The 20,165-nt window shown below is 68.6% G+C and carries 9 protein-coding genes and 1 pseudogene; 4 read left to right on the plus strand and 6 right to left on the minus strand.

The features are described from left to right. The first annotated feature begins 538 nt into the window (after positions 1 to 538). Positions 539 to 2,127: pseudogene (locus HUA76_RS46430) on the plus strand (IS3 family transposase). Between the two features lie 294 nt (positions 2,128 to 2,421). On the opposite strand, the gene HUA76_RS13165 reads toward HUA76_RS46430, so the two are convergent. The 4 genes from HUA76_RS13165 to HUA76_RS13180 all read right to left on the minus strand — a co-directional run bounded on the left by HUA76_RS13165 (position 2,422) and on the right by HUA76_RS13180 (position 12,260). After that, a complete protein-coding gene (locus tag HUA76_RS13165) occupies positions 2,422 to 3,153 on the minus strand; it encodes a methyltransferase (RefSeq protein ID WP_174461014.1) in 732 nt (243 codons plus the stop codon). 297 nt (positions 3,154 to 3,450) lie between these two features. After that, positions 3,451 to 3,642, minus strand: a complete 192-nt coding sequence (locus HUA76_RS13170) for a hypothetical protein (RefSeq protein ID WP_174461015.1) — start codon at positions 3,640 to 3,642, stop codon at positions 3,451 to 3,453. Between the two features lie 7 nt (positions 3,643 to 3,649). Then, the gene (locus HUA76_RS13175; RefSeq protein WP_174461016.1) at positions 3,650 to 10,633 is read right to left on the minus strand and encodes an RHS repeat-associated core domain-containing protein; all 6,984 of its coding nucleotides are present in this window, start codon (positions 10,631 to 10,633) and stop codon (positions 3,650 to 3,652) included. Positions 10,634 to 10,664: 31 nt separating this feature from the next. Then, positions 10,665 to 12,260, minus strand: a complete 1,596-nt coding sequence (locus HUA76_RS13180) for a putative metal-binding motif-containing protein (RefSeq protein ID WP_174461017.1) — start codon at positions 12,258 to 12,260, stop codon at positions 10,665 to 10,667. 258 nt (positions 12,261 to 12,518) lie between these two features. On the opposite strand from HUA76_RS13180, the gene HUA76_RS13185 reads away from it, so the two are divergent. Beyond that, positions 12,519 to 13,688 carry a DUF6183 family protein gene (locus HUA76_RS13185; protein WP_174461018.1) on the plus strand — a complete coding sequence of 390 codons (1,170 nt, stop codon included), beginning with the start codon at positions 12,519 to 12,521 and terminating at the stop codon, positions 13,686 to 13,688. Here the strand turns inward: HUA76_RS13185 and HUA76_RS13190 are convergent. After that, positions 13,677 to 13,994 (minus strand): hypothetical protein, encoded by a 318-nt coding sequence (locus tag HUA76_RS13190; RefSeq protein ID WP_141640568.1) that lies wholly within the window; start codon positions 13,992 to 13,994, stop codon positions 13,677 to 13,679. The two genes, HUA76_RS13185 and HUA76_RS13190, sit on opposite strands and share 12 nt — an antisense overlap. Before the next feature lie 140 nt (positions 13,995 to 14,134). On the opposite strand from HUA76_RS13190, the gene HUA76_RS13195 reads away from it, so the two are divergent. Both HUA76_RS13195 and HUA76_RS13200 read left to right on the plus strand, forming a co-directional pair. Then, positions 14,135 to 14,755 carry a DedA family protein gene (locus tag HUA76_RS13195; RefSeq protein ID WP_141640569.1) on the plus strand — a complete coding sequence of 207 codons (621 nt, stop codon included), beginning with the start codon at positions 14,135 to 14,137 and terminating at the stop codon, positions 14,753 to 14,755. Positions 14,756 to 14,823: 68 nt separating this feature from the next. Next, positions 14,824 to 16,983 carry a hypothetical protein gene (locus HUA76_RS13200; protein WP_174461019.1) on the plus strand — a complete coding sequence of 720 codons (2,160 nt, stop codon included), beginning with the start codon at positions 14,824 to 14,826 and terminating at the stop codon, positions 16,981 to 16,983. Between the two features lies 1 nt (position 16,984). On the opposite strand, the gene HUA76_RS13205 is transcribed toward HUA76_RS13200, so the two are convergent. After that, positions 16,985 to 20,128 carry an ABC transporter substrate-binding protein gene (locus HUA76_RS13205; RefSeq protein ID WP_174461020.1) on the minus strand — a complete coding sequence of 1,048 codons (3,144 nt, stop codon included), beginning with the start codon at positions 20,126 to 20,128 and terminating at the stop codon, positions 16,985 to 16,987. Positions 20,129 to 20,165 lie beyond the last annotated feature (37 nt).

Below are 20,165 nucleotides of genomic sequence, written 5' to 3' on the forward strand. Positions count from 1 at the left end.
GTCCATGGGCGGTTGTGGCTGGTGTCTTCCGGGCCGGACTGGGGAGTGCGAGTCGACGGACGCAGGCACCAGGCCGGTGCTCAACACGCCCCGAGCGCAGTGGTGTCCGTGAAGGTGCGGCATGCCCCCTGCTTTCCACCCTCGGTCATGAGCATGAAGAAGCGGCGAGCGCTCGCGGAGCGTCTGGGGTGGGCAGAGGTGGAGTTGCAGCGGGCGTACGCGAGTTTGGACGGGAGTCCCGAAGCGCGGACGCGGCTGGCCGAGGCGAAGGCCGAGTACCGACTGGCGGAGGCCCCGAGTCTCGGACGACAAAGCCTTCTCCGAGGCCCTCTTGCGCACGCTGAAGTATCGCCCTACCTTCCCTCAGCGCCCCTTCGCCTCCGTCGTGGACGCATGCTGCCGGGTGACGCGCTTCGTGGCCTGGTGCAACACCGAGCACCGACACTCCGCCTTCCGCTTCCCCCTGTGTCAGGGAAGAAGTCGCCTCGGCTGACCGGCCGAGCTGACCACCCGATGGGGGCGAGCGCAGGCGGTTGAAGTGCCGTACACAGACGCATTCAAGACGCAGATGGTGAAGCGGATGATGGGCCCGAGTGCGGTGAATGCCTCGACACTGGCCCGGCAGGTGGGAGTGTCGCAGCCGACGTTGTCGCAGTGGTTGCGCGCGGCGAATAGGGTAGCGGGCATGACGCCCCCGTCCGACGAGAAGAAGCCCGCGCCCTCCCCCGTGCCGAAGAAGTGGACTCCCGAGGAGAAGCTGCGCGTGCTGGTGGCTGCCCAGGAACTCAAAGGCGAGGAGTTGGGGGCGTTGCTGCGTGGAGAGGGGCTGCATGAAGCGCAGCTGCGAGAGTGGCAGCAGGCGGCCGCGGGGGCGCTCTCAGGCACGGCGAGCGAGCCGTTGCCGGCCAAGGAGCGCAAGCGGCTGGCCGCCGCCGAGAAGCGGGTGAAGGAGCTCGAGCGGGAGCTGCACCGCAAGGAGAAGGCGCTGGCGGAGACGGCGGCGCTGCTGGTGCTCGAAAAAAAACTTCAGGCGATGGGGTGGGACGAGAGGCACCTGGCCGACGAGGACGACGCAGCGGACGAGAAGAGCGAGAAATGACGCTCGCCCACGTCGACGAGGCCTTGGAGAGAGGCGTGCGCCTGGAAGCCATCTGCGAGCGGCTCGGGGTGGCCCCGCGCACGATTCAACGCTGGAGGAAGCCAGCCACGGCGGAGGACCGGCGGTGCGGACCGCATACCCGGCCGGCCAACCGGCTGTCCGAGGTGGAGCGGCGCCGAATCCTGGCGGTGGCCAACAGCGAGGAGTTCCGGGACGCCTCGCCCAAGCAGATTGTCCCCAGGCTGGCGGACCGGGGCGAGTACGTGGCCAGCGAGGCGAGCTTCTACCGGGTGCTGCGCGAAGCGGGGCAGTTGGCCCACCGAGGCCATGCCAAGGCGCCCACACCCAAGCCTCGGGCCGAGCACACCGCCACCGGGCCGAACCAGGTCTGGAGTTGGGATATCACCTACCTGAAGGGCCCGGTGAAGGGCGCCTTCCTCTACCTGTACCTGGTGGTGGACGTCTTCAGCCGGCGCATCATGGGCTTCGCGGTGCACGAGGAGGAGTCGTCCGAGCATGCAGCGGCTCTCATCCGTCGCTGCTGGCATGAGGCTGGCTGCCCCGAGGGACTGGTGCTGCATTCGGACAACGGCGGCCCCATGAAGGGCGCCACGCTGCTGGCCACCTTGCAGTGGCTGGGCGTCACCCCATCCTTCAGCCGGCCCCGAGTCTCGGACGACAATGCCTTCTCCGAGGCCCTCTTCCGCACGCTGAAGTACCGCCCCAACTTCCCCCGGCGGCCCTTTGCGTCCTTCGAGGATGCGCACGCCTGGGTGACGCGCTTCGTGGACTGGTACAACACCGAGCACCGACACTCCGCCATCCGCTTCATCACGCCCGACGACAGGCACCTCGGTCGCGAGGCCATGCTGCTGACTCGACGCCACCAGGTGTACCAGCGCGCACGAGCCCGTCACCCCGAGCGCTGGAGCCGCGTCACGCGCAACTGGACGCCAGCAGGCCCCGTTCGTCTCGGTCCCTCTCCGAACCTCACCCCGGCCGTGCAGGAGATGAAGCGCATCGGCTGAACCCTCTCACGCGACAACTACCTTGACGCTCACCGTCCCTGACCCGAGCCTCTTCCACCACCGGATTCATCGTTCCTGCCTGGGTTGCCCTGCACACTAAACTGCCGGGTACGGACTGTCTCACTCACGTTGGCAGAGAGGGCTGAGCCAGCGACCAGTATACGCCCACGTGAATCCAGAGGAGGAACGTTCTTCGACCTGGCTCCACCTCTGTGGAGGTCGATCCCGATGGCGCGGCAGGTGCGGCCCGCGATGCGCGCCTGCCCTTCGCTTACGAGCGTCGTTGACAGGGCTTCAGCGCTTTCCTCCAGGCTCGAAGCGGGTGAGGAACACCTTGAACTGCAAGGAGACGAAGATGGGGCGCGGCGCCACCAGTGAGGTTCGTGCGAGCATCGCGAACATGGCCTTATCGGACTCGATGGGGCGGATCTCCACCATACGCTTGCGTCGCTGCACCAGTGCCTCGGAGGGGATTCCATGAGCCCGTAGCCGCCGGAACTCCACGTTCGTCAGCTCGGGGTCATTGCCGACGCGGCAACCCACGACGAAAGGCGCTCCGGGCTTGAGTCGCCGGGTCACCTCCCGCAGCAGCTCCAGGCGGGCTTCCTCGCCCTCCACGTGGTGCAGCACCCCCATCATCTGCGCGCCGTCGAAGGGTGGGCCGGGAGGCAGGGTTCGCAGCTCACCCACGTGAAGGTGCGTCCGAGAAAGCAGGCCCTCGGCCTCCAGGCGCTTACGGGCGACGTCGAGCATGGCCTCGGACGGGTCCACGCCCGTGAAGCTCCAGCCGGGAACATCGAAGCGCAGATAGGGCATCAGCTCCGTGCCCGTACCCATGCCCACGAACAGCAGGGAGGCAGCCTCCTGTCCGTCGAGCTGTGCGGTCAGCGCGCTGACACCGAGCTCATACATGGCCTGGGCGCCAGCGAGGTTGATGGCGGCCTGGGCGTCGTAGTGGGCGGCTCGGTCGGCACCGAAGCCCGGCACGATGTGGTGGGCGGAGTGAGTGAGGTGTTCATGGGCCATGACGTGTCCTCGATGGGCCCGCTGAAGGCGGGCGATTGTTCGAGGATGCGCGTCGGCAGGCCAGTCCGGTAGGGCGGGGATTCAGGCTGAATCGGCGGATTGTCTGGACGGTGCGGGCTCTTGGCCTCTGGCTGCTTCCCAGAATCGGTGCCAGTGCTCACGTCTTCCCACGGATGGGCGACCGGAGGACGGCATGGGAGGACGCCCATTGTGCCTACCCCGAGGAGGAGGGCCCGCGACCTGGAAGATCGCGAGCCCAGCCTCAGCTACTCCAAGCCGAACATTCAGCCGGCAGGGTTATCGAATCGTGCTCGCATCCTCTTCATTGTGCAGGTCGAAGACGGTGCCGTCGCCATACTTCTCCTCGAGAAGCGTGTAGGCTTCGTCACCGTCAGTTGCCATCACGGTGACCTGCAGACCCGGCTGAGTCTGAGCGGGGCCCTCGAGCAGGATGATTGCTCGGTACTCTCTCAAGTTCTTTTCGGTCATGTCGTGTCTACTTGAAGGGTGCGAGGCAGATATCACTATAGCAAAAGCCGCCGACGATGGTTCCCTCGCCTCGGAGGATGTTCGTGATTTCGTCGGGCGTCATCTTGGTGATGTCATGGATTTTCACGTTGGGGTTCTTTCTCCAACGAAGTTTGTCATCCCTGAGAAAATTTGGCGCCGGAGTGATTCTGCCCCCGCGTGAGCCGTGAGCCCCCGAGAGAATGTGTACATCTCCCTTGGTGAGGGCGTCATTCACGTGCGGGGCGAAATGGAACTGGATGATCTCCCCATTGGAGGTCCAGACCTCTCCACCTGCCGCGTTCTTGGTCATGGAGAAGGAGCCACTGGGCGGGGGGGCTCGAGTCCCGAAGGCTCGAGCAACATCGTCCACCACGCCACGAACTTTCGTGACGGGGGCTCTGAGCACGGATGCAACGCCGCCTCCCGATTCGAGGATGGAAAAGATGCTGGCGCCAGAGGCGAGTGTGTAGAAGGCCGTCTTCCCCGCGCCGACGACGCAGCCGCCTGTTTCTCCGTTGCCGCAGGCTGACTTGGTTTGGAGATAGCTCTCTCCCGCCGTCACGAACGGGATGAACTCGTTGACGGCGTAGCTGACCGCGGCGAGCTTGCTGACAGGCTCGTAGCGCTCATACGACGTCGCGGCCGCGACCATGCTGTCGAGCTGGCCCTTGGCCAGGGACCTGCCGACATGGCACCCGAGGGACAAGCCACACGGGAACTGGTCGTAGGCGGCCCCTATCTTCCCCGCGGCGGTCGTCATCAGCGACGTCAGGCTGGCCTTGGACTCGCCAGAGCTCTGCCCGATGTCATTCGTGTGGTGGGCATCCGGCTGCGCCTTCGCGTCATCCAGACTCTCCACGCTGGGGACACGGAGGTCGACCGAGGGCAGGAACGGCGTGGCCCCCGGTGCGGACTCGTGCCGCAGCAGTGATTCCGCCACCAGGTTCGGTCCCGGCACATACCCACCGCCCGAGCTGCCTCCCCATTGACCCACCAGCGTTCCACCGTAGGGCGTGTACCCGCTGGGGTCCGTGTAGCGAATCGGGTTGTTCAACACATAGGAGTACGCGTTGTACGCCTGCACCGAGCCCGCATCCGCGATGACGGGGTCCGCGCTGATGAATCGCATCAACCGCGGGTCGTAGATGCGCCCGCGCATGTTGATGAGACCCAGCTCCTCATCCTGCTCATGCCCGGTGAAGCCCCGCTTCGCGCCGCTGTAGCTCGCGCTGGACGCTTGCAACAGGTTGGTCGCGTCTCGTCGTCCGCCGTAGGGCTCGAACTTGATGCGCTCCACCACCGCGCCCGCGGCGTTGGTGACAGTGTCCGGACTGCCCTGCTTGTCGTTGAGGAAGTACCGGGCGCTCTCCGTGCTCGACCCCTCGTCCCACGACAGCTCTCCGATGATGCCCTCGGGGCTGGGGATGCTGAGCACGTGCGTCGTCGTCAGACCCTGCTTGCGTCGCTGGTAGAGGCCGCCGACATAGAGCACTTCCTCCAGGCCGTCGCTCTTCTGCTTGCGCACGCGCGTTCCGGACGCGTCGTAGTCGAAGCGGACCGTCTTGCCCCCCTGGGTGATGGACTCCGGCAAATCGAAGGGCGTGTACGTGACGGTCCGGACCTCGTTGTTCGAAACGTCGCGCGAGGCCGTCTGGTTGCCCCGGTGGTCGTACTCGTAGGTGAGCGAGTCCGCTCCGAATTGCGCCCGTTTGACGGCGTGCGGTCCACCCGTCGCGCCCAGGGTGTAGTTCAGCGTGGACGTCGGCTCCAAGCCGGTGACAGGGGAGCGGCTGAGCAGGTTGCCGAGCGCGTCGTACTGGAACTGGACGTCCAGCGTCTGGCAGTTCTGCTGGACCTTCCAGCGCTCCAGCCGGTCCAACGCGTCGTAGGTGAACTTCTCCGTCGCTCCGACCATGAGGTCGTGGCGGGCGGAGAGGTTGTGATTGTCCGTGTACTCGTAGGCGAGTCGCTGGACGTTGGTGCCACTGCGCTTCGCGTCCAGGAATCGCAGACGACCCATGGTGTCGTAGCGGAAGTCGCGCACCACCCCACTGCCATAGCGCGCCTGCGTCAGCCGCCCCCCGCTGTCTCGCGCGAGCGCCGACCAGTAGCTGGTGATGGAGTTCGTCCGGTAGATGCTCGAGAGGTCGCCTCGCGAGGTGTACGAGTAGCCAATCGACACCGGCTGCCCGTTGAACATGACGGGGTAGGTGAGCCGGCTCACCCGTCCGTAGGCGTCATACTGCCGGCTCATCACCTGCGTGCCGCCAGCGACTTCCTGCGACGTGTTCGTCTCGCGGCCGAAGTCGTCGTAGACATGATTCGTGATGACGACGCCCGCGGGGTTGCCGGTGGGCGTACGCGTCGCACGCGACAGGCGCCGGATGGCACCCGGGCCCTGGTCATAGAGATAGGACAGGCTCTCCTTCTCGTTCGTGGCCGTGCGCACCCGGCCGAGCACGTCCCGCTCGTACGACGTGGTGATGAGGCCGGGCATGCCCACGGGGCCGTCCGAGTCGCTCTTCACCTCGCCAAACGCGTTGTAGAGGAAGGTCCGCGTCCCCGCGTTCGGGTCCACCGTCCGCTCAAGCCGACCGAAGCCATCATAGAAGTTCGCGCTGCGATGGCCCTGCGGGTCATCCGTGAACTCCAGCCGACCGAAGGGACCATACCCATACGTCATGGTCGCCTCCTTCGAGGTCCCCACCGCCTCGGTCGACCGCACCATCAGCCCGCGGAAGTCGAGCAGCGTCTTCCTCGCCTGGTTGATGGCGTCCGTCACCACCGTCTGGGTGGAGTAGGGCGCGGGCACCGTGTACGCGATGCGCTCCAGGAGCTTTCCGGAAGGCCCCGTCGTCCCGTCCCCGAAGCGGCGCGCCGTGACGCGGCCAAGGGGGTCGTACTCATAGGACTCCCACGTTGGCTGCTCGGTGTTGGTGCGAGGTGCCTCGGACTTCTGCACACGCCCCTGGACGTCATAGGTGACGCTGGAGGTCACCGGCTGTCCATCGAAGCGGGCTCCCTGGGTCGCCACGGGCCGGCCCAGCGTGTCGAAGCGGGTGATGGTTTCATCCACCGTCCCCGTGTCCGTCGCCACCTGGGTGCGGTGCTGCGGCAACGGGCCATTCCATTCGTAGTACGTGCGAACGATGGACTGGTCCGCCGGCGCCACGGAGGGCCCCATGTACAGCGGCGTCACCACGCGCGGGCGGCCGAAGCCGTCGTACTGGTAGCGCGTATTCACGCCGTTCGGGTCCGCCGTCTGCGCGAGCACACCCATGCCAGGGTGGTACAGGTATCGCCACGTCGCCCCTCCCGCGTCGGTGGACGTGGCCACCTGCGTCTGGTCGACGGTGTCGTACGTCACCGACTCCGCACGCTCCGTCTCACGGCCCTGCTGGACGACTCGCTGGACCAGGCCCCGCTCGTTCCGCTCGAAGCGTGTCTTCAGGTACGTCTCGGACGTCGTCGGAGTCACGACCTCCTCGAAACGCGAGGGCTCCAGCTCCGTGCTTTCGACCTGCCCCTTCGTGCCGTAGGTGACCTGCTGCGTCCGGGTGTTCGCCGCGTCCGCGGGGCCCGTGCAGCCGACCTCCAGTGCCCTGGAGCAAGACTGCCACGCGCTGGAGACAGTCCACAGTCCGGTGGGCAGCCACGTCGTGGAGTCAAACCCTCTCCCCGTGGTGACGACCTTCACCTGCTCGGTCTTGCCCGCGCTGTGCGTGAGGGTCGTGCTGTAGACAGGGTTGCCCTTGTCGTCGAGCTCCGTGAGCGACTCCCTCTCCGACACCACCGTCTCGGCGCCACCCTTGAACTCGCGCACCGTCTCCACGACGCGACGGGCGTACTGCTGCCAGATTGTGGAGTGGGTCGCCGGAGTCAGGGCATAGGTCCAGGTCCGCTTCGTCTGGAGCTTCGTGTTGGCATCCAGGGCGACTTCGGTCGTTTCCTCCTGTGGGAAGTGCGCCAGGGGCGCCGAGGCCTTGCGGTCCAGCGTGCTGTCCACCGAGTGCTGGTTGTTGTACGTCGTCGTCGTGCGCGCGCCCGTCACCTCGTCCACGACGATGCGCTGACCGAAGCCCAGCCAGCCCAGGCCCCGGGTATCGGAGAGGCCATCCCGGTAGAGATAGCGCCAGCTCCGCACCTGCTGGTCATTCGAGTTGAGCGACATGCGCGAGACGACGCGCATCGACTCGGAGGCCAGGCGCAGCCACGGCTTCGTGGCGGTCTCCACGTAGCTCCGGGCGTAGAACGCCTCGGGCGGCGTGACGTCTCCGTGCGGATTTCCCTGCGAGAGCGGGGCGTACTCGAAGGAGTAGCTCAGGCCGGAGAAGCCCAGGTAGCTGGCAATCTGGATGTTCCCGTGCACCTTCTTGAGCACGTCGGTCGCCTTGATGCGACGCGCGACACGAAGGTTGTTCCCCTGGCGAAACGTGAAGTCGAGCAGGCCATCGTTGTTGGTGTCGATGACCTGCGCCCACTCCTTGTTGTCGCCGCTCGGGACAATCGACAGGTTCTCATAGTTGGTGAAGTCGCCCTGCGGACCGGCGAGCAGCAACTGCACCGGGCTGCCATTCTTGAAGATGGCGAAGTCCACCCGGCCATCGCCGTCGAAGTCGCCATGCTCCGTCTTGGCGCCGAGCAGCATCGTGGCGATGTTGCTCGGCATGACGGTCTCCCGGACCTCGGTGAAACCCTTGCCCGTGTTGAACTGGACCCGGAGCTTGATGGCCGGGTCGGAGATGCTCGTCACCCCCAGCGCCACCGCGTCCCGCAGGCCGTCTCCGTTGACGTCGACGAAGTCGAACGTGGAGGCGTAGAGCGACGGAAAGAGGGCTGGCATCGTGAAGGGCGTGCGCACGGAGGTCGGGACGACCTTCAGCTCCGCCTCGTTGACGTTGGTCGTCGAGACCTCCCGGTAGGTGAGCGCATCCAGGAACGCGTTCCCATTGGGACCCACGCCCAGCATGCTCATCTTCCCGCTTCCATCCAGGTCCACCACGCGCATGCCGAGCCGGGCGGCCTGGAAGTAGCCCACCGGAGACATCTTGGTGATTCGGTTGCGCGCCGTCCTGTCGACGACGACGCGGCGCTTGGCGGTCACCGTCGAGTCGGAGTCTCCCGTCAGGTCGATTTCGTGCTGCCCCATCCACACGCGCTCGTTGCGGGCGTCGCCGTCGACGTCAATCCAATACTGGGAGTTCGGCTCGGAGCCGACCACCTTGAGTTCGGCGGACCCCCGGTTGGCATGCGCATACGCGGGCGCCGGGAATGGAGAGCCGGAGAACACCGTCCAGAAGCAGGAGAGCGGCGTGACGCTGGAGCGGCCAAAGCCATCCCAGTCCGTCACCATCGGATAGAGGCCGCGCTCGTTGCGCTTCCCACAGAACTCGCCCGGGTTGTCGTTCCCGAAGATGCTGTCCCAGATGTCCTCCAGCCAGCCCGTGCCCTGGATGTTGAACCAGGGGTGCCAGAGGGAGAGCCCCGTGACGTCGGACGCCTCGAGCGAGGGGGACGCGGCGTCCGGGAACTGCAACAGGCGCATCGTGTCTCGCCAGTTCTGCTGCGTGAACTCAGTGACCCCGTTGGAGGCATGGAAGTCGAGCTCCTCCTCGAGCGTCATGTCGGACCGCACGAAGTACGCGAGGCCCTGACGTCCCGCGCCCAGGCCAAAGGCATTCAGGCCCGCGCCCGCCGCGGCGTCGCTTACGCTCTGGGCCGGCGGATACTGGAAGTCCCACGAGCCCTGCTCCCACTCGAAGCGCACGGGCGTCTTGCAGATGTCCTTGCCATCGCACTCCCGCAGTTCCGTCAGGAGGCTGCGCTTGCTGAGGGTTCCCAGGTAGTACTTCAGCTTGTAGGAGCGCAGCAGCACCTGCGACAGGGTGCTGGCACCTGGGGCAAACCCGGGGCCCTTCATGTTGACGCGGGAGAGCCGGAAGTCGCGGCCGACCTTCACACCCGCCAGATAGCCGGTGAAGACATCCGTCCGGGCCTCATAGTCGAAGGTGACTTCGCGCTGGCCCGGCTCGATGGAGCCCGAGGCGTCGCGGAACTGCGTGTAGACGATGCGGGAAGGGCGGTGCCACGCACCGGACGGAGCTCCGAGGGGCGCCTGGTCGTAGAACACCTCCATCCGATTGCCGAAGCGGTCCTCGATGGAGGCGAGCGCCCAGGCGATGCGCACCGTGTTGTTGTTCACGGTCTGGATGGTCTCGTTGGGCCCCTGCTCGTATTGCGAATGGATGCCCTTGACGAGTGCGTCCTCGCGCGAGCCCGGCCCCTTGCCGTAGGTCCGGATGAGCCCATCGCGACCCCGAACCTCGAAGGTGTCAGGCGCGTGGAGGGTGGTTCCCTCCGGGATGCGGATGGAGGCGTACGTGTCGTGCTCCGTCTTGAAGGCCCGGGCGTCGGAACCGCCGGCCGGAACGAGCCGGACGCCGTCCAGGCACCAGGCCCTGCTGTAGCGGTTCTTCGCGGCCAGCCCCTCGTCCGGCATGAAGTCCACGGAGTGCAGCGCGTTGTCCCGTGCGAACGAGTTGGGGCACAGCGTGATTTGTGACAACCCCGCCAGGTTGAAGCCGGGGCCGAGGAGCCCGTCGCTGGCATTGCTGTCATAGACAATCGACAGCGAGGGCTGGAGGCCCGCGCGCCCCGGAGGAACCCAGAGCGGGAGCGACACGGTGGCCGAGCCGCTCGGTGTCACATCCGCCGTGAAGGCCGTGACTCCGGGCGCCTCCGTGCCGGGAAAGGCCGTGTCGAGAATCGTGTCGGAGCGCAGCTCGATGGGGACGTCCAGGAGCGCGCTTCGTGTCTGGGATGGTGGCTGCCCATCCTCGTCTCCAGAGGAGGAAGTCAGCGAGGGGCCGCAGCTGGTGAGCAACTGGGCGCCATAGAAGAACAGCGTGAGGTTCGCCGCGAACCGCTTGCGGCGTCCCGGCGGACGCGGGGATTCTGAATCGTGTCTCATGTGGGAATGACCGTGGTGCGTCGAAAGGGATTTACTGACAGAGGGACTGGTCGCAGACCCCGGACTCGTCCAGGGTGCCCGAGCAGTTGTTGTCGATGCCGTCGCAGACCTCGGCGGCGCCCGGCTTCATGTCGGCTCGCGTGTCGTCGCAATCGCCCGGTGCCCGGGAGGTGTCCGCGGGCTGGCGGCACGTGGTGGTCTCGCCCCAGCTCGTGCCGTAACCGTCGTGGTCCTGGTCCGGATAGAAGGTGAGCCACGCCGCGCTGTTGCTCGAGTCATCGGAGAAGCCGGTGCAGTCCTCGTCGAGGCCATTGGCACACACTTCCGCCGTGGGCGCGCCCGGGGTGCAGGTGCCGTGCTCGCCCCACTCGCAGACCTGGACGGGCGGCTTTCCGTCATGGGTCTCCACCCACTCGCACAGCTCGCCACAGGCGGGGGCGGTTCGCCGGCAGGCGCCCTGGCCACAGCTGATGGGCGGGAGGTCATCCACCTGCCCATTGCAGTCGTTGTCTGACTTGTCGCAGATCTCCGGCTGGGATGGGCGTGGGATGCAGGTCTGCTCCGCGCCGTTGACGCACGCCTGGACGCTGGCGGCGCAGACGCCGAGGCCGCAGTGCTTCAACGCCCCGGGCTTCACGGCGTAGTTCGAGTCGTTGCAGTCCTGGCTGTTGGAGGAAGCGCCGCCCGGCACACTGCAGCCCGCGCCAATCGGAGCGCCGGCACCATAGCCGTCCGCGTCGTTGTCGCTGTAGTAGGTGAGCTGGACCCCGTCATCGATGGTGCCATTGCAGTTGTCGTCCACGTTGTTGCAGGTCTCTGCCTTGGCGACGCCCGGCGTGCAGGCGTTGTCACCCCACTCGCAGAACTCGACGGGCGGCTTGCCGTCCTGGACTACCACCCACTCGCAGATGTTGCCGCAGGCGGCGACGGTGCGCTGGCAGGCTCCCGTGCCGCAGGAGATGGGGGGAAGGTCATCCACCTGCCCGTTGCAGTTGTTATCGATGCGGTCGCAAATCTCGGCGGAGGCGGCATAGGGGACACAGGCCTGCTCCACGCCGTTGACACAGGCCTGGACGCTCCGTGCACAGGCTCCCTGGCCGCATTGCTTGATGGCCCCCGGCTTGATGGTGGAATTGCCGTCATTGCAGTCGGTGGCGTCCGCGACGTAGCCCGCGGGGAGGCCACAGGAGTCGATCCAGTTTCCTGGTGCCCCGTAGCCATCTCCGTCCGCGTCCCTGTAGTAGCGACCGGCCTGCCAGATGGAGGCGTTTGCGTCATTGCAGTCGTTGTTGTTGAGGACCCAGCCATGGTCCAGACAGCCCTGCTGCGCGGCCCCGGTGCCGTGGCCGTCCCCATCCACGTCGCGATAGACGTTGCGCTTGACGCCCTCGTCTATCTGGCCGTCGCAGTCGTTGTCCTCCCCGTCGCAGATCTCCGCGACACATTCAGGGTCCGGCTCACAGTCGGGACATCCAGGTGGAGGCAGCAGGTTCGGCTCCTGCTGGGAGCTGATGGCGGAGCTCGCCGGGGCCGCGAAGACCGGGCCGACGGCGAGGGCCGTGAGCAATATCAATACAGACTGGCTGAGACGCCACGCGCGTGCGCGGGTCTCTGGAGGTCGAGACATGGTGGGCTTTCGTGGTGGACGACGAATGAACTCGCGACCAGGCATGCGAGTGCCATGCGGAGGGGGCGCGGTTCGACTCAGGGATGAAGGAGTGCCCCCCGCAACGCATACGGAGGCACGCGTTCAAGCTGGTCGTGACATTCCGTTGTGACCCAGATTGTTGAGGTGTTCGGGACGGGGCGTGCACACACCGCGGAGCCCAGCCCGGACTCCGCTTGTCGGTCCACGCCCGCGTTTTTCCTTGTAGGCTTTCCTTCCATGACTTCGACGGTGAGCGCGTTCCTCGACGACATCGACACCCGTGAGGGCTTGAACGAGGCCCGGCTGCGCCTGGAGCGGCTGGGTGAAGAGAGTGCCTGCCCGACGCTGGTGGCTCTCGCGGCCGAACTGGAGGCGCGTCAGGCCTCGACGCCCGTGGACGCGCGGTGGCGGCTGCATGCGCTGTCGGACCACCTCGAAGAGGTGTTGGCCAAGGGCCAGGACGTGGACAGTGCCCTGGCCCTCCTGGAGGTCGCCCGGCAACCTCGCGCCGCGCGCTTCCAGGGGCGGCACTCCGCCGCGCGACGCGAGCAGGACCTGGCGGCGCTGCTGGCCACGCATCGCTCCGCGTCGAGCTTCGTGGAACTCATGTCCCATCGCCTGGGGCCCGAGGACCTCCTCGAGCTGTTCGCCTGCGGCGTGCAGGAGTACGTCATGCGTGGCGCGGACCTGTCGTCGGCGCCGGGTGTGCAAGAACTCCAAGCGGAGCTGACGCGGCGGGAACACCCGCTGGCGGCGCTGCCACCGCGGCGCAATCGCTGGGAGTCCACGCTGGGGCACCTCCTGGGGGCTGACGATGTCGCCTCGGCGGCGGACTCGCTCGCGGAGCTGAGGGCCGCGAAGTCTCGCGAGGACGACGACGACGAATACACCACTCCGAACGTCCGGCTGGTGACGCACGACGAACCCGTGCCCCCGGGGTTCGCGGCCGTCGTCGAGGGCCGTGGTGAGGAGGGCCCTCCCACTGAAGTCGACCAGCGGGTGCTCCGATTGCGCCCCGCGCTGCCCAAGGCGCCCGCCGATACCGTGACTTCTCTGCTGGTCGACCTGGACCTGCCGCTCCTGAAGGACGCCACCGCCGTCGTGTGCGAGCGGGCGCGGCTGGCCGACGTGGCGGAGGCGCTCTATGCGCTGGCGGTGTCGGGCGCGCGAGGATGGCGGGGCGCGCTGGGCGCGGCGTATGGGCGTCTGGCTTTGTGGCGCACGCTTGAGGGGCTCGGGGGTCTCCCGGCCTCGTGGGCCGGTGATGCCCTGGAGAAGCGCTGGGGCGCCTGTACGTGGTACCAGTTCAACGTGCCCGAGGGCGTGGGCGTCGTCTGTCTTCGCCCCGGAGGGACCTCGCTCGCGCTCCTGGCGGTGCGCGATACGCCCGAGAACTCAGGCGGGTAGGGCCCTGCGCTTCCACAGGCGGAACGCGCGGTTCGAGGAGCGGCCATCCGGGTCCCTGGGGTGGCGGGGCTCCACGAGGCGCTCCTGCATCAGCTCCGTGGCGATGAAGCCCATCGGGCTGCTACCGGTCGGGTGGTCCATCTCCCGGCTCTGACGGACGACGTCCTCGAAGAACCGCAGTCCCTCCGCCGAGTCCTCCGTGAACCCCTGGTAGACGAGGAACCGCCACGCCTCCTCGGGGCTTCGGTGGAGGTCGACGGCGTGCAGGGTGGCGGTGAGCCTGTCCCAATAGCGCGGAAGAATCATGGCGGTGGGCGCGGAGCATAGCCGACGTCTCCTCGCGTCCGCGCACCTGTCTCTGTTCACCATCGACCACCCACGCTTTCCCCTTCACGGGTGCTGCCTTATGACGGGTGTCTGGCACCCGGAGGAGGTCGTTCGCGCGGATGGTGGAATACATCGACCAGCTCATCGGAGCGCTCGGCCCCCTGGGGCTGCTGGTGCTGGGGCTGGCGGCGGCGCTGGAGTACGTCGTCCCACCCTTCCCCGGAGACACCATCACCCTGTTGGGCGGCGTGTACGCGGTGCGCGGCGCGCACCCATGGGTGCTCGTCTTCCTCGTGGTGACGGCGGGCAGCGTGGTGGGCGCGGCCATCAACTACATGGTCGGCCACTGGCTGGCGGGGCGCTTCGATGCGCACCCGGGCCGCAGCTACTTCGGCATCACCCACGCCCGCCTGGAGCAAGTGCAGTCCCGGATGCGGCGCAACGGGCCATGGCTGCTGCTCGCCAACCGCTTCCTTCCAGGCATCCGAGGCCTCATCTTCATCGCCGCGGGCGCCGCGCGCATGCCTCGCGTCAACGCGCTGGGCCTGGGCGCGCTGTCCGCCATGGCGCACACCGGACTGGTGCTCGCGCTGGGCGCCGCGGTGGGCGGAAACCTCGAGAAGTTGTCGGCGTTGATGAGCCGCTACCAGTACGCGGTGCTGGGGCTGGTGGTGGTGGGCGTGGTGGCGGTGCTGGTGCGCATGTTCGCTCGGCGACGCGCGCCCGCCTCCGAGCCCTGAGTCTTCAGTCGGACGGCCTCCCACACCGACATTGCGCGGCCAGGGCCCGGCGCGGTTGAGTCGCCTCCATGGCCTCGCGCATCCATCCAGGGACTTCGTTGCTCGTCGCGCTCGTGTTGTCCGTGGCGGGCTGCCGCTGTGGAGATGACCCGGGCGTGGGCGGCGCGCGCCAGGGCTTCCGTCCCCAGGAGGAAGAGGTCGACTTCGGCCGGGCGCTGGAGGGCTCCCTCACGCGTCGTCAGGTGACGTTGCTGGCCACCGGGCGCGCCGGCGTCACCGTGACGGCCTCCTCGGGTTCTCCCTTCTCCGTGGACGTCGCCGAGGTGACGGTGCCGGGCAGTGGCCAGGCCACCGTCGACGTGGACTTCCTCGCGGGCAACGGCGCGGCGCAGGGCACGCTGACGCTGACGGGCGCGGGACGCACGGAGACCGTTCGACTCATGGGCCTGGGGGTGAGGCCGCTCGACTGCGTCCCCTCCAGTCCCTGTCACGAGTCGCGCTTCGACCTGGACTCCGGTGCCTGCGTGGAGCGGCCCCTGGAGGACGGCGCCACCTGCATCCCCACCAGTCGCTGCCAGGCGAACGGCCGCTGCGAGTCGGGCGCGTGCGTGGGCACCCCCCGCTCGTGTGACGACGACAACCCGTGCACGGTGGATGCGTGCTCGCCCACCCTGGGCTGCGTGACGGCGCCCGTCGCGTGTCCGGTGCCGAAGAACCCATGCAAGGTGGGCGTGTGCGACCGCGACGACGGCTGCGAGGAGGTGGACGCGGAGGACTTCGTCCCGTGCGGGCCGGTGGACTGCAAGAAGTCCAACCTGTGCTTCGGGGGCTCGTGCAAGGAATTGCCCACGCCGGATGGCATGCTCTGCGCGCCCGCCACCGCATGCCAGGGTGAGGGCACCTGCCAGGATGGCGAGTGTGAGAAGCCCGACGCGGGAGACCTCCCGGTCGACTTCAGCCAGGACCTGGGAGGGGAGCCCATGGGCCAGCCCGCGTTGCTCGTCCAGGAGGGCGCGCTGTTCACCTCGGTGTGCGGGGGTGACGGGGGCTGCCGGCTCGTCTCCTTCACGCACGGCGGTCTGCTGCGCTACGAGTCGCCCTATCCCGACGGTGGCACCCGCACGCTGCTGGCCGCGTCGGATGCGGGCGTGGTGGTGCTCGCCTCGGAGGGACTGGAGTCCTATGCCCCTCGGGGTCCGGGCGCGCGGCAGTGGGAGGCCCCCTGGACGTCGCTGGGCGCGCCCTCGGATGCGGGGCCCTGGATGGGGCACGTGGAAGCGGGAGAGGTCGCGCTGACACCAGACGGAGACGTGGTCGCGCACGTGGCCTGGGGCCCTGTGCTGGACGCGGGCGCGGATGGCGGAGTGGCGCCGCCGCTGGCGCCGGAGGGTGCGCGGTGGGTCTGGCTCGCGGGGCATGAAGATGCGGGTTCGGTGGTGCGCGCGGGGCCCGTGGAGCCCTGGCGCGGTGAGGCCCGGCTCGCGCTCGACGTGGAGGGCTCGGCCTATCGCTACACGGTGGATGGACGGCTGGAGCGCGCGGACCTCGAGCCGGACGGTGGCACGGAAGTCATCATCTCCGCGCTCGGCGACGGGGGTGTGCCGGGCGGGCGCGCGTCGCTGGCGGTGGCGGGAGGGACGCTGCTGGTGGGCACCCAGGCCTTCGTGTCCACGGACGGCGGTACGCAGGTGGCGGTGGACTGGGACGCGGGCACGCGGACTTTGACTCCGCTGGCCGAGCCCGCGCTGCTCGCGGCGGAGGGGTCTCCCGGCTACCTGTTCGCCCAGTCCTGCGACCGCGCGGATGGCCTGCCGTGCACGCCCGAGGAGGATCGCACGGTGCTTCGCGCGGTGGACTCGGCCACGGGACAGATGGCGTGGGAGGTGGACGCGCTGCCCTTCACCGCGCTGCCCGGCTCGCTGCACGACGCGACACTGATTCAGGGCGGCGCGGTGGGGGTGCTCTCGGACGCGACGCGCCCGGATGGGCGGCAGGTGTGGCTCCAGCTCTTCGCGCGAGGACAGAAGCTGCTGATGTGCCCGCTGCCGGGCCGCCCGACGGTGGTGGCGGGGGCGTCCTTCTTCGAGGACAAGCTGCTCGTCGTGCTGGAGCGCGACGGCGTGTGGAAGCTGGAGTCCTACGGCATGGGGCCCGGCATCCAGGTGGATGCGCGCGGCTGGCCCCAGCGACACGGGACGCCGGGAGCGACGCGGCGCGAGTCGCCGTGAATCACTCGGTCGTATTCGGGTCCACCCACAGGTCCTCGTAGCGGACCTGCGGCGGCGTCTGGTGCAGGCGAAGGCCCTGCACCGTGGAGGTGGCCGCCGCGTGCACGCGCTCGTGGTACAGCGGGATGAGCGGACAGTCGTCGCGGAAGAGGTGCTCGGCGCGCACGTAGAGCTGCTGCCGCAGGCCCGGGTCGATGGACACACGTGCCTCGGCGGTGATGCGGTCCAGCTCCGGGTTGCGATAGCCCAGCGGGTACACCGTCTGCGCGCTGGAGTGCAGCAGGAAGTAGAGGAACGTGTCCGGGTCCGGGAAGTCCGCCAGCCACAGCGTGCGGAAGGCCGGCACCTTTCCGTCGCGCAGCCGCGCCGAGTACTCCTCCGGCGCCATCTCCACGTGCTTGAGCTCCAGCAGGCCCGCCTGCAACAAGGGGCGGAAGAGCACCGCGTCCTCGGCGGCAGTGTCCCGGCCCGCGGGGTGGTGCAGGGTGAGCCGCAGCCGCCGCAGGCCCGCGTCGCGCAACAACTGCTCGGCCAGCGCCACGTCGGGCGCGGGCAGGGGCCCGACTTCCGTGCCGCCGATGAGCTCCGGCGGGGTGAGCGTGCGCGCCACGCGGGCGCCCGGGTGGAACTGCTCCACCGCGCCGACGATGTCCATGCCCGCGCGCAGCGCGCGTCGCACGCGCACGTCGTCGTAGGGCGCCTCGCGCAGGTTGAGGGCCACGAAGGCGGTGGAGGGCGTGGTGCTGGCGAGCACCTGGAAGGACTCCAGGCCCGGCACCTCCACGTGTTCGGCGGAGAGGAAGGACACCAGGTCCGCGGCGCCCTCGCGCAGCCGCGCCACGGCCTCCTGTCGCGAGTTCACCAACTGGAACTCCAGCCGGTCCAACAGCGGCGTGCCCGCGCGCCAGTAGGACGGGTTGCGCTCCATCACCACGCGCTCCGGCTCCAGGGACATGACGCGGAAGGGGCCGGTGCCCACCAGCCTGCCACTGGAGTCCACCCGCGCCACCGCCGTGGGCGTCAGCGCCATCAGGTGCAGGAAGAACGCCTTCGGCTCGCGCAGGCGGATTTCCAGCGTGGCGTCGTCGAGCGCCTCGATGCCCGACACCTCGCGCGCGAGGCCGGACGTGTACTCGGACGCGCCCTCCACGTCCTCCAGGAGGCTGCGGTCCGGTGAGCGCACCGCCGGGTCCAGCAGGCGCTCCAGGTGGCGCTTCACGTCGCTGGCCGTCAAGAGCGCGCCGTCGTGGAAGGTGACGCCCCGGCGCAGATAGAAGCGATAGCGGCGCGCGGAGGGGTCCGCGTCCCAACGCTCGGCGAGGTCCGGCTCCAGTCCGCCGTCCTCCAGGCGCAGGAGGCTGGAGAAGGCGCACGCGGTCAGCTCCGAGAGCTGGTTCTCCACGCTGAACAGCGGGTCCACCGCCTGGCGGTTGCGCAGCGACGCCGCCTGATGCAGCACGACGCGCAGCATGCCGCCCGCGCGCGGCTGGGGCAGTCGGAAGCGGAAGACCTCCGTCTCCAGGCCCAGCGCCTCGTGGCTCAGCTGGTCCACCGTGCGCGTCAGCCCGTCGCCAATGCGGATGACCCGGCGCGCGTCCTCGCGCACCTGCGCCACTTCCTCGCGGATGGACGAGTCCGCCTTGGTGAGCACCACGTTGGCGGTGCGCAGCTCTTCAATCGCCGCGCTCAGGCGCACCACGGACTCCGACAAGTCGCGGCCCGTGCGCGCCTGGTCCTCCGCCTTCTGCGACGCGCCATGGCCCACGCGGGCCATCTCCTGCGTCTGCCGCACCAGCTCGCGCGCGTGGCCGGACTGTTCAATGGCCATGCGCGTGACGTCTTCCACGCGGCGGGCCACGCGGCGGCTGGCCTCCACCACCGTGGCGCCCTGGGCCTCCAAGAGCTGCGTCTCCGTCACCGTGGCTTCCACGGCGCTGAAGGTGCGCCGGGTAATCGAGCGAATCTCCACCAGCGCCTCGGACGCGCGGTCTCCCAGGGCCACGCCCGCGGTGGCCTGCTCGCGGCCCTCGTGCACCAGCGCCACGGCCGTCAGCACCGCGTCGCGGACGCCGGACACCATGGCCGCGATTTCGCGTGTGGAGCGCGTGGTGCGCTCGGCCAGGTTGCGAATCTCGTTGGCCACCACGCCGAAGGGGCGGCCATGCACGCCGGCCTGCGCCGCGATGATGGCGGCGTTGAGCGCGAGCAGGTTCGTCTGGTCCGCGATTTCCTGGATGACGTCGACGATGCGGCCGATTTCGGCGGAGCGCGAGCCCAGCGTGCCCATCAGCTCCGCGGCCTTGCGGACCGTCTCCTCCACCCGGTACATGCCCTTGACGCTGTCGGCCACCAGCACTTCGCCGCGCTCGGCCGTCGCCGTCACCGCCAGGGCCAGCTGGTTCGTCTCGCTGGCGCGGCGGCGCACGGAGTCGATGCCGCCCTCGACGAGCGCCACGAAGTCCTCCGCCTCGCTCGCGAAGCGCGCCAGCTCGTCACCCGAGGAGGCGATGTTGGCCAGCCGTTCGCTCATCGCCTGCATCAGCGCGGTGGTGTGATTGGCGAAGTCGTTCACCTGCGACAGCGACTCCACCACCTGCTCCAGCCGCTCGGTCATCTCCAGGAGCGCGCCCGTGGTGTCGACGGCGAACACCTCCAGTTGGTGCACCCGCTTGCCCACCACCTGGAGGCTGCCGCCCATGCCGCTGACGGAGTGCAGCGTGCGCTCCACCGCGCCGCCCTGGCGCCGCGCGGCCTCCAGCAGCATGCGGGCCTGCTCGCTCACGTCCGTGCTGGTGCGGTGCAGGTTCGCCGTCACCCGTTGCACCTGCGACAGGGCGCGGCGCAGGGACAGCACCAGGCGGCGCACATCCTCGTGCCCCTCGTACTTGTGCCCGCCCGTCGTGGTGAGGTCGCCCTCCGCCAGCCGGGCCATGACGCGTCGGCGCGCCAGCCGCCGCAGCGCCGCCCACCGGAACCACGCCAGATACCCGCCCGTCAGGTACAGCGCGGGGGTGGCCAGGAGCAGCGCCAGCCAGGAGGAGGACTCCAGTTGCTGGCCGCTCAACTGAAGGACGCCCCCCAACACGAGCGCGGACAGCAGGCCGGCCGCCAGGCCGAACGCGAAGAGATACCGTTTGGCGCCCATGGACCGACCGAGGCTACCCCGCCTTCTCGCGCCGGTC

The organism is Myxococcus sp. CA056, from assembly GCF_013336715.1.
Taxonomy (GTDB): Bacteria; Myxococcota; Myxococcia; order Myxococcales; family Myxococcaceae; genus Myxococcus; species Myxococcus llanfairpwllgwyngyllgogerychwyrndrobwllllantysiliogogogochensis.

Coding starts and splice junctions, on each gene's coding strand:
- HUA76_RS13165 (WP_174461014.1), bottom strand. CDS start 3,153: ATGGCCCATGAACACCTCACTCACTCCGCCCACCACATCGTGCCGGGC.
- HUA76_RS13170 (WP_174461015.1), bottom strand. CDS start 3,642: ATGACCGAAAAGAACTTGAGAGAGTACCGAGCAATCATCCTGCTCGAG.
- HUA76_RS13175 (WP_174461016.1), bottom strand. CDS start 10,633: ATGAGACACGATTCAGAATCCCCGCGTCCGCCGGGACGCCGCAAGCGG.
- HUA76_RS13180 (WP_174461017.1), bottom strand. CDS start 12,260: ATGTCTCGACCTCCAGAGACCCGCGCACGCGCGTGGCGTCTCAGCCAG.
- HUA76_RS13185 (WP_174461018.1), top strand. CDS start 12,519: ATGACTTCGACGGTGAGCGCGTTCCTCGACGACATCGACACCCGTGAG.
- HUA76_RS13190 (WP_141640568.1), bottom strand. CDS start 13,994: ATGATTCTTCCGCGCTATTGGGACAGGCTCACCGCCACCCTGCACGCC.
- HUA76_RS13195 (WP_141640569.1), top strand. CDS start 14,135: ATGGTGGAATACATCGACCAGCTCATCGGAGCGCTCGGCCCCCTGGGG.
- HUA76_RS13200 (WP_174461019.1), top strand. CDS start 14,824: ATGGCCTCGCGCATCCATCCAGGGACTTCGTTGCTCGTCGCGCTCGTG.
- HUA76_RS13205 (WP_174461020.1), bottom strand. CDS start 20,128: ATGGGCGCCAAACGGTATCTCTTCGCGTTCGGCCTGGCGGCCGGCCTG.